General features: G+C 68.3%; 12 protein-coding genes and 1 riboswitch. Of the genes, 7 read left to right on the top strand and 5 right to left on the bottom strand.

Features of this window, described 5'->3' with window-relative positions; all coding sequences use genetic code 11:
- Window positions 1-222: 222 nt before the first annotated feature.
- Entirely contained in the window at window positions 223-1053 is an 831-nt protein-coding gene (locus tag AB0F41_RS11910; protein WP_357422794.1) for an exodeoxyribonuclease III, read from the top strand.
- A 7-nt stretch (window positions 1054-1060) separates the two neighbouring features.
- Here AB0F41_RS11910 and AB0F41_RS11915 read toward each other — a convergent pair whose 3' ends face one another.
- On the bottom strand, window positions 1061-1639 hold the full coding sequence (locus AB0F41_RS11915) for a Uma2 family endonuclease (RefSeq protein WP_357422795.1): 579 nt from the start codon (window positions 1637-1639) through the stop codon (window positions 1061-1063).
- A gap of 168 nt (window positions 1640-1807) precedes the next feature.
- Window positions 1808-1934: riboswitch (TPP riboswitch) on the top strand.
- On the opposite strand from AB0F41_RS11915, the gene thiC reads away from it, so the two are divergent.
- Window positions 1925-3553: a phosphomethylpyrimidine synthase ThiC gene (gene thiC / locus AB0F41_RS11920; RefSeq protein WP_357422796.1), complete on the top strand. Its 1629-nt coding sequence runs from the start codon at window positions 1925-1927 to the stop codon at window positions 3551-3553. Its footprint overlaps the riboswitch before it by 10 nt.
- A gap of 103 nt (window positions 3554-3656) precedes the next feature.
- Here thiC and AB0F41_RS11925 read toward each other — a convergent pair whose 3' ends face one another.
- On the bottom strand, window positions 3657-4280 hold the full coding sequence (locus AB0F41_RS11925; protein WP_357422797.1) for an SDR family oxidoreductase: 624 nt from the start codon (window positions 4278-4280) through the stop codon (window positions 3657-3659).
- Between the two features lie 128 nt (window positions 4281-4408).
- Complete coding sequence (locus AB0F41_RS11930) at window positions 4409-5200, bottom strand: helix-turn-helix transcriptional regulator (RefSeq protein WP_357422798.1); 792 nt, start codon at window positions 5198-5200, stop codon at window positions 4409-4411.
- A 113-nt stretch (window positions 5201-5313) separates the two neighbouring features.
- On the opposite strand from AB0F41_RS11930, the gene AB0F41_RS11935 reads away from it, so the two are divergent.
- Window positions 5314-5667 (top strand): nuclear transport factor 2 family protein, encoded by a 354-nt coding sequence (locus AB0F41_RS11935; RefSeq protein ID WP_357422799.1) that lies wholly within the window; start codon window positions 5314-5316, stop codon window positions 5665-5667.
- A 27-nt stretch (window positions 5668-5694) separates the two neighbouring features.
- Here the strand turns inward: AB0F41_RS11935 and AB0F41_RS11940 are convergent, their stop codons facing one another.
- The gene (locus AB0F41_RS11940; protein ID WP_357422800.1) at window positions 5695-5859 is read right to left on the bottom strand and encodes a hypothetical protein; all 165 of its coding nucleotides are present in this window, start codon (window positions 5857-5859) and stop codon (window positions 5695-5697) included.
- Window positions 5860-5957: 98 nt separating this feature from the next.
- Complete coding sequence (locus AB0F41_RS11945) at window positions 5958-7214, bottom strand: KasA/KasB family beta-ketoacyl-ACP synthase (RefSeq protein WP_357422801.1); 1257 nt, start codon at window positions 7212-7214, stop codon at window positions 5958-5960.
- 31 nt (window positions 7215-7245) lie between these two features.
- On the opposite strand from AB0F41_RS11945, the gene AB0F41_RS11950 reads away from it, so the two are divergent.
- From AB0F41_RS11950 to AB0F41_RS11965, 4 genes are all read left to right on the top strand, one after another.
- A complete protein-coding gene (locus tag AB0F41_RS11950) occupies window positions 7246-7800 on the top strand; it encodes a TetR/AcrR family transcriptional regulator (protein WP_357422802.1) in 555 nt (184 codons plus the stop codon).
- A gap of 172 nt (window positions 7801-7972) precedes the next feature.
- Window positions 7973-8812: a bifunctional hydroxymethylpyrimidine kinase/phosphomethylpyrimidine kinase gene (gene thiD, locus AB0F41_RS11955; protein WP_357422803.1), complete on the top strand. Its 840-nt coding sequence runs from the start codon at window positions 7973-7975 to the stop codon at window positions 8810-8812.
- Window positions 8813-9002: 190 nt separating this feature from the next.
- Window positions 9003-10253 carry a bifunctional glycosyltransferase family 2/GtrA family protein gene (locus AB0F41_RS11960; protein WP_357422804.1) on the top strand — a complete coding sequence of 417 codons (1251 nt, stop codon included), beginning with the start codon at window positions 9003-9005 and terminating at the stop codon, window positions 10251-10253.
- Complete coding sequence (locus tag AB0F41_RS11965) at window positions 10250-12376, top strand: glycosyltransferase family 39 protein (RefSeq protein WP_357422805.1); 2127 nt, start codon at window positions 10250-10252, stop codon at window positions 12374-12376. Before AB0F41_RS11960 ends, AB0F41_RS11965 begins: the two co-directional genes overlap by 4 nt.
- Window positions 12377-12379 lie beyond the last annotated feature (3 nt).

A 12379-nucleotide genomic window follows, 5' to 3' on the forward strand; every position in this document is an offset into this window, starting at 1 on the left:
GATCTCTCGTTTTGTCCGGATGGTCGCTATCTGTCCTGGGTGGGGCCCGCCCGGTTCTGGAGCGACCAGAGGGAGGGAGCGCAGCGACTGACCGGCGGGAGTGAAGAACCGGGTTAATAGGGCCCCACCCTCGAGGCGCGGAGCGCCTCCAAAATTACAGCCCCACCCTCGAGCGGCGGAGCCGCTCCAAAACTACAGCGCCGTCATGGATACAGTATCCGGGTGCGGCTGGCTACCTGGAATGTCAATTCGATCCGCTCTCGGCAGGACCGGGTGCTGGCGTGGCTGGATCGTCAGGATATCGATGTGGTGGCGCTGCAGGAGACCAAGTGCCGTGATGACCAGTTCCCGTTCGAGCGGTTCGCCGAGGCGGGTTACGAGGTCGCGCATGTGGGTTTGAATCAGTGGAACGGGGTGGCGATCGCGTCCCGGGTGGGGCTCGAGGATGTGGAGGTCGGGTTCCCCGGGCAGCCGGGTTTCGACCGCGATGCCGCCGATACCCTGATCACCACGCCCACCGTGGAGGCGCGGGCGCTGGGAGCGACCTGTGGCGGGGTCCGGGTGTGGAGCCTGTATGTGCCCAATGGGCGTTCGCTGGCCGATCCGCATTACGAGTACAAGCTGGAGTGGCTGGCCGCGTTGCGCGGTAACGCCGCCCGCTGGCTGGCCGACGACCCGGAGGCCGGGATCGCCCTCGTGGGGGATTGGAATATCGCACCCACCGACGACGACGTCTGGTCGCGGGAGTTCTTCGACGGCAGGACCCATGTCTCGGAGCCGGAGCGCGAGGCTTTCCGCGCGATCACCGAGACCGGTTTCGCCGATGTGATGCGCCCGTTCGCCCCGGGCCCCGGCGTCTACACGTATTGGGATTACACCCAGCTGCGGTTTCCGCGCAAAGAGGGTATGCGGATCGATTTCGTGCTCGCCTCACCGGCGCTGTCGGCCACGGTCGTCGACGCGGGGGTGGACCGGGAGGAACGCAAGGGCAAGGGCGCCAGCGATCACGCGCCGGTGATCGCCGAATTCGGTATCGGCACCGGCGAGGGCTGAGGCCGGATCAGGTCCAGTCCGCGAGGGGGTCGGTGGCCAGGAAGACCCCGAGTGGTTCCGGGATCTCGATATCGGTGCCGAAAGGGACGGTGACCTTGGTGGCGTATCGCCCGTCTTCGGGTTCGCTGTACACGCTGACCTCGGCCGCGCCGCGGTCGATGAGGAAGTACAGCGGGATGCCCGTCGCCGCGTAGAGGAACGGTTTGTCGAGCCGGTCCCGTAGTTCGGTGTGCTGGGCGCGTGAGGTGATCTCGATCGTCATGAACACCGGCTGCGGATCCGACCATTCGCCTTCACCCGCGAATGCCGACGCGGGCGCGAGTATCGCGTCCGGCCGTACCCGGCTACCGCCGCCGCGCCCGGCCCGCAGGCCCCGATCGGCGAACAGCCACAGCTCGGATCGGCGGGGCACCAGGAAGCGGGCCAGCCACTGCACGACCCGGCTGTGATTGACGTCCGGTCGCGATTTCGCCGCCAGCAGACCGTTCAAGTACTCCAGCCGCAACCCTTCGGAAATCCGCTGCGCCGCGGCGTCGAGTTCCTCGAACTCGTCCACGGTCATCAGCGATCCATGCGAGAGCGTCACCGTTAGACCCTATCGCCCGCCGGGTCCCGGGCCGTACCGGAACACCCGTACCGGGTGTATCTCGTGTGCCACGGGTCCGCGGTGGTTACGGGCGGCCGTTTTCTCGTCTCCCGGCGGGCCGGATTCCGGGCGGGTAGGGTCGGCGGCGGAAATCTCACGAACGAAAATTCCACAAGCAACGGGGGCTCGCACCAGCGGGCTGAGAGGACGGCTAGCCCATTCCGGGCGTTCAGGGCCGTCGACCGTATGAACCTGACCGGGTAATGCCGGCGTAGGGAGGCAAGTATGACGAGCACATCTGTCGATTCCGTGACCACGGGTCCGATCGTGGGCAGCGTCAAGCACTATCGGGAGGCGGACGGTCTGCGCATTCCGGTGCGCCGGATCGACCTCACCAACGGCGACCATTTCGACGTGTACGACACCTCGGGGCCGTACACCGACGAGTCCGCGGCCATCGATCTGGAGGCCGGTCTGCCCGCGTTACGTGACGGCTGGCAGAAACCGGATCTTCCCGGGCCGCGCACCCAGTTGGCGTGGGCGCGGGCGGGGGTGGTCACCGGGGAGATGCGTTTCATCGCCGCGCGGGAAGGGGTGGAGCCGGAGTTGGTGCGGGCGGAGGTCGCCGCGGGGCGCGCGGTGATTCCGGCCAACCACCGGCACCCCGAATTGGAACCGACCGTCATCGGCAAGAAGTTCCTGGTGAAGATCAACGCCAATATCGGTAATTCGGCGGTGTCGTCGTCGATCGCCGAGGAGGTCGAGAAGATGGTGTGGGCCACCCGGTGGGGCGCCGACACCATCATGGATCTGTCCACCGGTAAGAACATCCACGAGACCCGGGAGTGGATTCTGCGCAATTCGCCCGTCCCGGTGGGGACGGTACCGATCTATCAGGCGCTGGAGAAGGTGAACGGTGATCCGACCGCCCTCACCTGGGAGCTGTACCGGGACACCGTGATCGAGCAGTGCGAGCAGGGTGTCGACTATATGACCGTGCACGCGGGTGTCCTGCTGCGGTACGTGCCGCTCACCGCCAAACGTGTCACCGGGATCGTGTCGCGGGGCGGTTCGATCATGGCGGCGTGGTGCCTGGCGCATCACCGGGAATCGTTCCTGTACACGCATTTCGAGGAACTCTGCGAGATCCTGGCCCGCTACGACGTGACGTTCTCGCTCGGCGACGGCCTACGGCCCGGGTCGATCGCCGACGCCAACGACGAGGCGCAGTTCGCCGAACTGCGCACCCTCGGTGAGCTGACGAAGATCGCCAAATCGCACGGGGTGCAGGTGATGATCGAGGGTCCGGGTCATGTGCCGATGCACAAGATCGTGGAGAACGTGCGGCTGGAGGAGGAACTGTGCGAGGAGGCGCCGTTCTATACGCTCGGGCCGCTGGCCACCGATATCGCCCCCGCCTACGACCACATCACCTCGGCCATCGGTGCGGCGATGATCGCCCAGGCCGGTACCGCGATGCTGTGTTACGTCACCCCGAAGGAACATCTCGGCCTGCCGAACCGTGACGATGTGAAAACCGGTGTGATCACCTACAAGATCGCCGCGCATGCCGCCGACCTGGCCAAGGGTCATCCGCACGCGCAACGGCGGGACGACGAATTGTCCAAGGCGCGTTTCGAGTTCCGCTGGCACGACCAGTTCGCGCTGTCCCTCGATCCGGACACCGCCCGGGAGTACCACGACGAGACACTGCCCGCGGAACCGGCGAAAACGGCGCATTTCTGCTCGATGTGCGGTCCGAAGTTCTGCTCGATGCGGATCTCGGCCGATGTGCGCGAATACGCCGAACGCCACAACCTGACCGATGTCGAAGCCATCGAAGCGGGGATGGCGGAGAAGTCGTCGCAGTTCGCCGAGTCGGGCAAAGCGGTGTATCTCCCGATCGTCTCGTAGCCGATCGTCTCGTAGCCGATCGCGGGCGGCCCGTACGCGGCGGGCCGCCCGTGCGGGCGTGCCCGCCCGGGTCGGCGCTCTCCGTCACCGCGTGCGGCCCGGTTCAGTGGGAGATACCGGGCGCCTTGTGCACGTAGGTGCGGTCGGTTACCTGATCGAGCAGGAATTCCGCGATATCGGCGCGGGCGATCTTCAGGTCGAGGCCGGTCTCGTCACCGCCGAACCCGCGCCGGTAGGTGCCGGTACGGGGGCCGTCGGTGAAGGCGCTGGGCCGCACGATGGTCCAGTCGAGGTCGCTGGCGCGCACATAGGTTTCCTGCTGCTGATGGTCGGCGTAGGCCGGGCGCAGCAGCAGGCCGAACATGATGTATTTCCACAGGAAGTTCAGGTTGGCCCGGCTGTCGCCGGCGCCGAGGGTCGACTGGCAGATCAGCCGCTTCACTCCCGCCCGGTTCATCGCCTCGATCACCGCGCGGGTGCCCTCGGCCCGCACCACCCCTTTGCGGCCGTTGCCGAGTGCGATCACCACCGCGTCGCTGCCGAGGATCGCTCGTTCGACGGCGGCCGGATCGAGCACATCACCTTCCACCACGCGCAAACCGTTGTGTGTCCGGTCGATCCGGCTCGCGTCCCGGGTGAGCGCGGTGACCTCGTATCCGCGCTCCAGCGCCTGTTCCACCACATGCCGTCCGACCGTTCCGGTGGCTCCGAAGACCGTGATTCGCATAACTGCTCCTGACTCTCGAAAGCTGCTGTCTGCTGGCTGAATCCAGTACATCAACGCGCAGCGCGACAGAACATCGCTCGAACTCTCGAGGACATAAGCGAGCGTCTACGGGCGGGGCCCGGGATCGTTCACCCGGGCCCCGCTGGTGGCCGCAGCGCCCGGATCGTCGCCTCGTCGGCCGGATAGAAGGCTTCGATATGCAGTTCGTCGACCGTCACATCGGTGGCCGACATCGCCTGCGCGGTGATGCTGAAGAAGGAGAGCTCCACGTCCCCCACCCGCAGTCGCAACGGAATCACCACATCGGCGCGCGCGGAGGCGCCGTCGTCGCGGTGGGGATAGGCCGAGACCTCGTCCAGCAGTGTCTTCAGCCGCTGGTCACCGGTGGTTTCATAGCGGCTGCGGACCTGGCCGAGCAGGTGCCCACGCCACTGGGCGAGATTGCGGATCCGGGGTGCGAGACCGTCCGGATGCAGGGAGATACGGATGGCGTTGACCGGCGGCTCCAGCAGCTCCGGCGCACAGCCCTCGAGCAGCACATCGGTGGCGGTATTGCGGTCGACCACATCCCACCAGCGGTCCAGGACCAGCGCCGGATGCGGCAGATGGGCGTCCAGCAGCACCCGGAAGGCATCCATCACCGCGCGCAGTTCCGGCGCGTTCACATCGCGCTGACCGTAGCCCGGCGCGAACCCGGCCGACAGCAGTAGTTCGTTGCGTTCCCGCAACGGCACGTCGAGATGACCGGCCAGCCGTTCGAGCATTTCCCGGGTGGGCCGTGACCGGCCGGTTTCCAGGAAGCTGAGATGCCGCGTCGACACCTCGGCCTGCGCGGCGAGCTGTAGCTGACTCATCCGGCGCCGCTCCCGCCACGACCGCAGCAGGCCGCCGACCGAGGGTTCGGTCTCCATCGTCACCATCGATCCAGCCTATCCATCGCGGTAAGCGATCCCATTACCTCTCGGGTAATCGCCGGTTCGCCCGAACCCGGAGATGCTGTGTGCATCGAGTTCACAACCCGAGAGGAAATCCGATGAGCGACACCGTCACCGCATACCTGGAGACCTGGAACACCACCGACGCCGCGGCGCGTACCGCGCTACTGGCCCGGCACTGGACCCCCGGTGCCACCTATACCGACCCGCTCGCCGAGGCCGTGGGCGCCGAGGCGATCGGCGCCACCATCGGCGCGATCCACGACCAGTTTCCGGGTTTCGTATTCACGCAGGTCGGCGAACCCGACGCCCACCACCGCCAGATCCGGTTCCAATGGGGTCTGGGCCCGGCCGGAGCCGAGCCCGTGATCATCGGCTTCGACGTGGTCGTCACCGACGACCGGGGCCGTATCGAGACGGTGCTGGGCTTCCTGGACAAGGTCCCGGGCTGAGACCGGAGGCCGGTGGGCCGCGTCCGCTCAGCCGGAGTCGAGCCCGCGCAGCCGGGCGTTGAGGTAGCGCTGCTCGGGCAGGCTCGCGGTGAGCGCCGCCGCCCGCCGGTAGTTCTCCGCGGCCTCCGGTGCCCGGCCGGCCATCTCGAACAGATGCGCCCGGACCGCGTACAGCCGGTGACGGCGGCGCATCGCGGACTCACCGAGCAGCGGCTCGGTGAGCCGCAGCCCCAGTTCGGGCCCGCCGGCGTCCGCTCGTCGACATCCAGGCCGGTGATTTCCCGGGAAGATCAGGCCCGGCCGAGAGCGAGGGTGACATTGTGGCCGCCGAACCCGAACGAGTTCGTCAGCGCGTAGTCGATGCGCTGCGTGCGGGGAACCCCGTGGACGATATCCAGGTCGGCGTCGGGGTTGTCCAGGTTGAGGGTCGGCGGCACCATCTGTTCGCGCAGTGTGAGGGCGGTGAGGATCGTTTCGAGCGCGCCGACCGCGCCGATGGAATGCCCCAGTGCCGATTTCGGGGCGTAGACCGAGGCGTCCGGGGTGACCGCGCCGATGGCGGCCGCTTCGGACGCGTCGCCGATCGAGGTCGAGGTGGCGTGCGCGTTCACATGCTGGATATCGGCGGGCTCCAGCCCCGCGGTGGCGATCGCCTTACGCATGGCGCGTGCGGCGCCGGCGCCGGCGGGATCGGACGCGACGATGTGGTACGCGTCGGAGGTGATACCCGCGCCGAGCACGCGCGCGTGGATCCGGGCACCGCGGGCGCGGGCGTGCCGCTCCGATTCGAGGATAACCAGTGCCCCGGCCTCACCGAACACGAACCCGTCCCGGTCGCGGTCGAACGGCCGGGAAGCCGCGGCGGGTGCGTCGTTACGCGTGCTCATGGCCCGCATCATGGCGAAGCTCGCGATCGGCACCGCGTGAATATGCCCCTCGACGCCACCGGCCACCACCACATCCGCCTCGCCGGTGACGATCAGCCGCCAGGCGTGCGCGATGGCCTCGGTCCCGGACGAGCAGGCCGATACCGGCGCGAAAACACCCGCTTTCGCCCCGATTTCGAGGCTCACCGCCGCGGCCGGCCCGTTGGGCATGACCATCGGGACCGACATGGGCGACACCTTGCGGTATCCCCCGGCGCGCATGGCGTCCACGGCATCGATCAGTGCGTCGCCCCCGCCGAGCCCGGTACCGATGACGACCGCGAGCCGTTCGCCGTCGACCTCCGGCTCATCCGCCGCCCGCCATACCCGCCGCCCCAGCACCAGGGCGAGTTGCTCCACATAGGAGTGCCGGCGCTGTTCGACCCGGGTGAGTCCGGCACCGGGATGTGCCGTGAGCTTGCCGCCGATACGGACCGGGAGGTCGTATTCGGTGACGAAATCGTCGTCGAGGGTGGTGATTCCGGAGTGCCCGGACAGCAGGCGGGCCCAGGTTTCGTCCATATCGTCGGCGAGTGAGGTGGCGGCCGCGTAGGCGGTCATCACCACCTGGCCCGCGGCGGGTCGAGTTTCTGTAGCGATCGGTACAGTCACGATGTCCATGAATACCTGTACCGTTCGCTACAGTCAACCCATGGCCCGCCCCCTCGACCACGCCAAACGCGCCGAACTACTCGACGCGGTGGTGCGCTATATCGCCGAACACGGCCTCGCGGACCTGTCCCTGCGCCCCTTGGCCGCCGCACTCGGCACCAGCTCACGCATGCTGATCTACTACTTCGGCACCAAGGAAGAGCTCCTCGTCCAGGCCCTGTCCACCCACCGGCCCGACCTGACCGCCGTATTCGCCGGGGTCGGCGACACCGCGGCGCTGCGGGAGCGATTGTGGGGCTTCTGGAGGTCGAACACCTCCGGCCCCGACGCCGCGAGCGTCACGGTGATGCTGCAGGTGCTGGGCGCGGCCTGCGCCCCGCACGGCCCCTACATCCGCTACGCGGACGAAGCGATAGCGGACTTCATCTCCACCCTGACCGGAGAACTGCGCAAACTGGAGACCGACGACCCCGACATAGTCGCCACGCTGCTGGTTTCCGGACTCCGCGGGATCCTCCAGGACCGCACGATCACCCGCGATATCGAACGCACCGACCGCGCGGCCCGGCGTCTGATCGAACAGTCCCTACCCTGAGAAAACCGCCGCACGGATATCGCGCTCGGCACAACCCGCGGCCCGAGTCGGCGACGCGGTCCCGGCCGGTAGCCGGGTACCGGCGGCATCGGAAACGCGGCCACCCCGGCAGTGAGCGGCGGACCCGCAGCGGGCTGCTCCGTGCGAGGAACCCGGCACATACAGTTGTGCCGTGAATCTCTTGCCGTTGACCCCCACCGGACAGACCCCGCCCCGGGTCCTCACCATCGCCGGAACCGATTCCGGGGGCGGCGCCGGAATCCAGGCCGATACCCGGACCATGGCGCTGTGCGGAGTGCACGCCCTGGTGGCCGTAGCGGCGGTGACCGTGCAGAACTCCGTCGGGGTCAGCGGGTTCCATGAGATCCCACCGCAGGTGGTGGCCGATCAGGTGCGCTGTGTGGCCGAGGATATCGGGGTGGGGGCCGCGAAAACCGGGATGCTCGCGTCCAGCGGCATCATCGAGGCGGTGGCGGCTGTGTGCCGTGAGGTGGGGATCGGCCGCGATACCGGGACCCCGCTGGTCGTCGACCCGGTGGCCGCGTCCATGCACGGCGATCCGCTCCTGCACACCGAGGCCCTCGACGCCGTCCGCTACACACTGTTCCCGCTGGCCACCATCGTCACCCCGAATCTCGACGAGGTGCGGCTGCTCACCGGCGTGACGGTCACCGACCCCGACTCCGCACGCACCGCCGCCGAGGCCCTGCACGCACTCGGACCGCAGTGGGTGGTGGTCAAGGGCGGCCACCTGCGGACCTCCCCGTCCAGCACGGACCTGCTGTTCGACGGCGAACGCTTCCTCGAATTCGAGGCCGGCCGCATCGCCACCGGCAACGACCACGGCGGCGGCGACACCCTCGCCGCCGCCCTCGCCTGCGCCCTGGCACACGGATACACGGTCCCCGAGGCATTCGAGTTCGCCAAGGAGTGGACCCGCCGCTGCCTCGAAGCCTCCTACGACCTGGGCAAAGGCCACGGCCCGGTATCCCCCCTATGGCGCCTGTCCTAACCCGCACCTGTCATACCCCCCGCGCATACTCGACGTCATTACGCGCCACCGCCACCACAACGACGTGGGGATGAGAACACCGTAGTTCGCGTGGCGCGTAATCGTTCGGCTCCGAGAGCGGGGCCATCACACAGCAGGTTCACAGGTTGGCTGGAGCCGGGCCCCAGCGGGCGGGCCGAATCTGGTCATCATGACCCAGACCGTGACCGCCGCCGGACCGGTGGAATCCACGGACGCCGCCTCGCCGCCACCCGTGCTCGATGTGGTCGTTCCCGTGTACAACGAAGAGACCGATCTCGGCGTGTGTGTGCGCCGATTGCACGACTATCTGAGGGACGGGTTCCCGTTTCCCGCCCGGATCACCATCGCCGACAACGCCAGCACCGATGCCACGCTCGCGGTGGCCGAAGTGCTCGCCGCCGAACTCGACGGTGTGCGGGTGGTGCATCTGGATGCCAAGGGCCGGGGGCGGGCGTTGCGGGCGGTGTGGCTGGAGTCGGATGCCCAGGTCGTCGCGTATATGGATGTCGATCTGTCCACCGACCTCAACGCCCTGCTTCCGTTGATCGCGCCGCTGGTTTCGGGCCATTCCGATCTGGCGATCGGTTCCCGGCTGACCGCGGCGTCGCGGGTGGTGCGGGGACCGAAACGCGAGGTCATCTCCCGCGGCTACAACCTGTTGCTGAAGGCTTCGCTGCGGGCTCGTTTCTCCGATGCCCAGTGTGGTTTCAAGGCGATCCGCACCGATGTCGCGCGCAAATTGCTGCCGCTGGTGCAGGACGGGGAGTGGTTCTTCGATACCGAATTGCTGGTGATCGCCGAGCGCGCGGGTCTGCGGATCCACGAGGTTCCGGTGGATTGGATCGACGATCCGGACAGCCGGGTCGATATCGTCGATACCGCCTGTAAGGATCTGCGGGGCATCTGGCGGCTGGGCCGCGCGCTGGCCGCCGGTACGCTGCCGGTGGCCGAGCTGCGGCACGCGGTGGGCCGGGAGCCGCTGCTGCCGGGCGTGCCGCTGGGGATGGTGGGTCAGTTGATCCGCTTCGCGGCAGTCGGCGTCGCCTCCACCCTCGCCTACATGCTGCTGTATGTGCTGTTGCAGCCGTGGGCCGGTGCCCAGGCCGCGAATTTCGGAGCCCTGCTGGTGACGGCGGTGGCCAATACCGCCGCCAACCGCGCCTTCACTTTCGGGGTACGCGGGCAGCGCGGGATCGCGTCGCATCATTTCCAGGGGCTGCTGATTTTCGGATTCGGCCTGCTGGTCACCAGCGGTTCGCTGTTCGCCCTGCATCGCTGGGCGCCGGGCGCACCGGTGCAGCTGGAGTTGTTCGTCCTGGTCGTGGCCAACCTGATCGCCACCCTGATGCGGTTCGTGGGACTGCGCTGGGTGTTCCGGGAGGCCGGCCGTCCCGGCCTCGACACCGAGGAGACCCGATGACCCTCACCATGAATCCGCCCGCCGCCCCGGCACCGGATACCGCCCGGTCGCGGCCCGGGGTTCCGCGTTGGGAGTATCCCGCCCTGGCAGCGTTGCTGCTGGCCACCCTGCTGTCCTATCTCTACAACCTCGGCGCCAACGGCTGGGCCAACTCGTTCTATTCCGCTGCCGTGCAGGCGGGTTCGGTGTCGTGGAAGGCGTTCTTCTTCGGCTCCTCCGATGCCGGGAATTCGATCACCGTGGACAAACCGCCCGCTTCGCTGTGGGTGATGGAGTTGTCGGTCCGTATTTTCGGGTTGAGTAGCTGGAGCATGCTCGTCCCACAGGTGCTGCTGGCCGTGGCGACGGTGGCTCTGCTGTGGGCGACCGTGCGACGGTCCTTCGGGCCCGCCGCCGGCCTGCTGGCCGGTCTGGCCCTGGCCGTGACACCGGTGTTCGCGTTGATGTTCCGGTTCAACAACCCCGATGCGCTGCTGGTGTTCCTGATGGTCGCGGCGGTGTGGGCGATGATGCGCGCGCTCGGCGACGGCCGCTGGCGCTGGCTGGTGCTCACCGGCGCCTTGATCGGTTTCGGCTTCTTGGCCAAGCAGTTGCAGGTGATGGTGATCGTGCCGGTGCTGGCGCTGGTCTATCTGTTCGCGGGCCCGCCGAAACTGGGAAAACGCATCGCGCAACTCTGCGCGGCGGGTGCCGCGATGTTGGTCGCCGCGGGCTGGTGGCTGCTGGCGGTGGAGCTGTGGCCGGCCGACTCCCGCCCGTATATCGGTGGTTCGCAGAACAATTCGATTATCGAACTGACCCTCGGCTACAACGGGCTCGGCCGGTTGAACGGTCACGAGACCGGCAGTGTCGGCCCCGGTGGGGAGCTGCCGCCGGGCGGTAACGGAATGTGGGGGCAGACCGGGATCACCCGCATGTTCGATCAGATGCAGGGCGGCCAGATCGCCTGGCTGATTCCGGCCGCGCTCGTCGCGCTGGTGGCGGGACTGCTGCTGCGCGGCCGGGCCGCACGCACCGACGGCCCCCGCGCCCAGGCGCTGCTGTGGGGCGGCTGGCTGCTGGTGACCGGGCTGGTGTTCAGCTTCATGGCCGGGATCTTCCACCAGTACTACACGGTGGCGTTGGCGCCGGCGATCGCCGCGCTGGTGGGTATCGGCGGGGTGCTGTACTGGCGCAACCGGTCCCGTTGGTGGGTGCGCCTGCTCGCCGCCGTGGCGGTGGGCCTGACCACCGCGACGGCGTGGATGCTGCTGTCACGTACCGCGGATTTCGTACCGTGGCTGCGCTGGACGATCCTGGTGACCGGTATCGTCGCGACCCTCGCGCTGCTGGTCCGGCTACCGGGCCGGGCCGCCGTCGCAGCGGCGGCGCTGGCCGGGGTCGTCGCTCTGAGCGGGCCGGTCGCCTATACGGTCGATACCTTGAACTCGTCCCACAACAGCCCCATCCCGACCGCAGGGCCCGGTGACGGAATGTTCGGCGGGATGCGTCCGCCCGGGATGCGCGGCGGCGCTCCCGGCATGGACGGCGGCCCCGGCGGTATGCCCGGTGGGGACGGAAATCAGGGCGCCGCATCCGGTATGGGTCCGGGCGGTATGCCCGGAACGGATGGCCGTGGTACGCCGGGCGCCAACGGTCGGGATGCCGTGCCCGGGTCCGATGGTATGCCCGCGATGCCGGACGACGGGACGGCTGCCGGCGACGGCGCGACCGGTGCCGCCGGTCAGAACGGCCGCCGTGGCGGTATGGGCGGGCCAGGCGGCGGAGTGATGGGCGCCAGCCGCCCCAGCGACGCCCTGGTCGCGCTGCTGACGGACAACGGCGACGCCTACACCTGGGCCGCCGCCACCATCGCCTCCAACAGCGCCGCCGGATATCAGCTGGCGACCGAGTTGCCGGTGATGCCGATCGGCGGGTTCAACGGCAGCGACCCCTCGCCCACGCTGGAGCAGTTCCAGCAGTACGTCGAGTCGGGGCAGATCCACTACTTCCTCGGCGGCAGCGGCGACGGACCCGGCGGGCGGCAGGCCACCACCTCCGCCATCACCGAATGGATCCAGCAGAACTTCACCTCGAAAGATGTGGACGGGGTGACCGTCTACGACCTGACGGCGCCGAAGTAATCC

This window comes from Nocardia sp. NPDC024068 (genome assembly GCF_040638875.1).
Lineage (GTDB): Bacteria > Actinomycetota > Actinomycetes > Mycobacteriales > Mycobacteriaceae > Nocardia.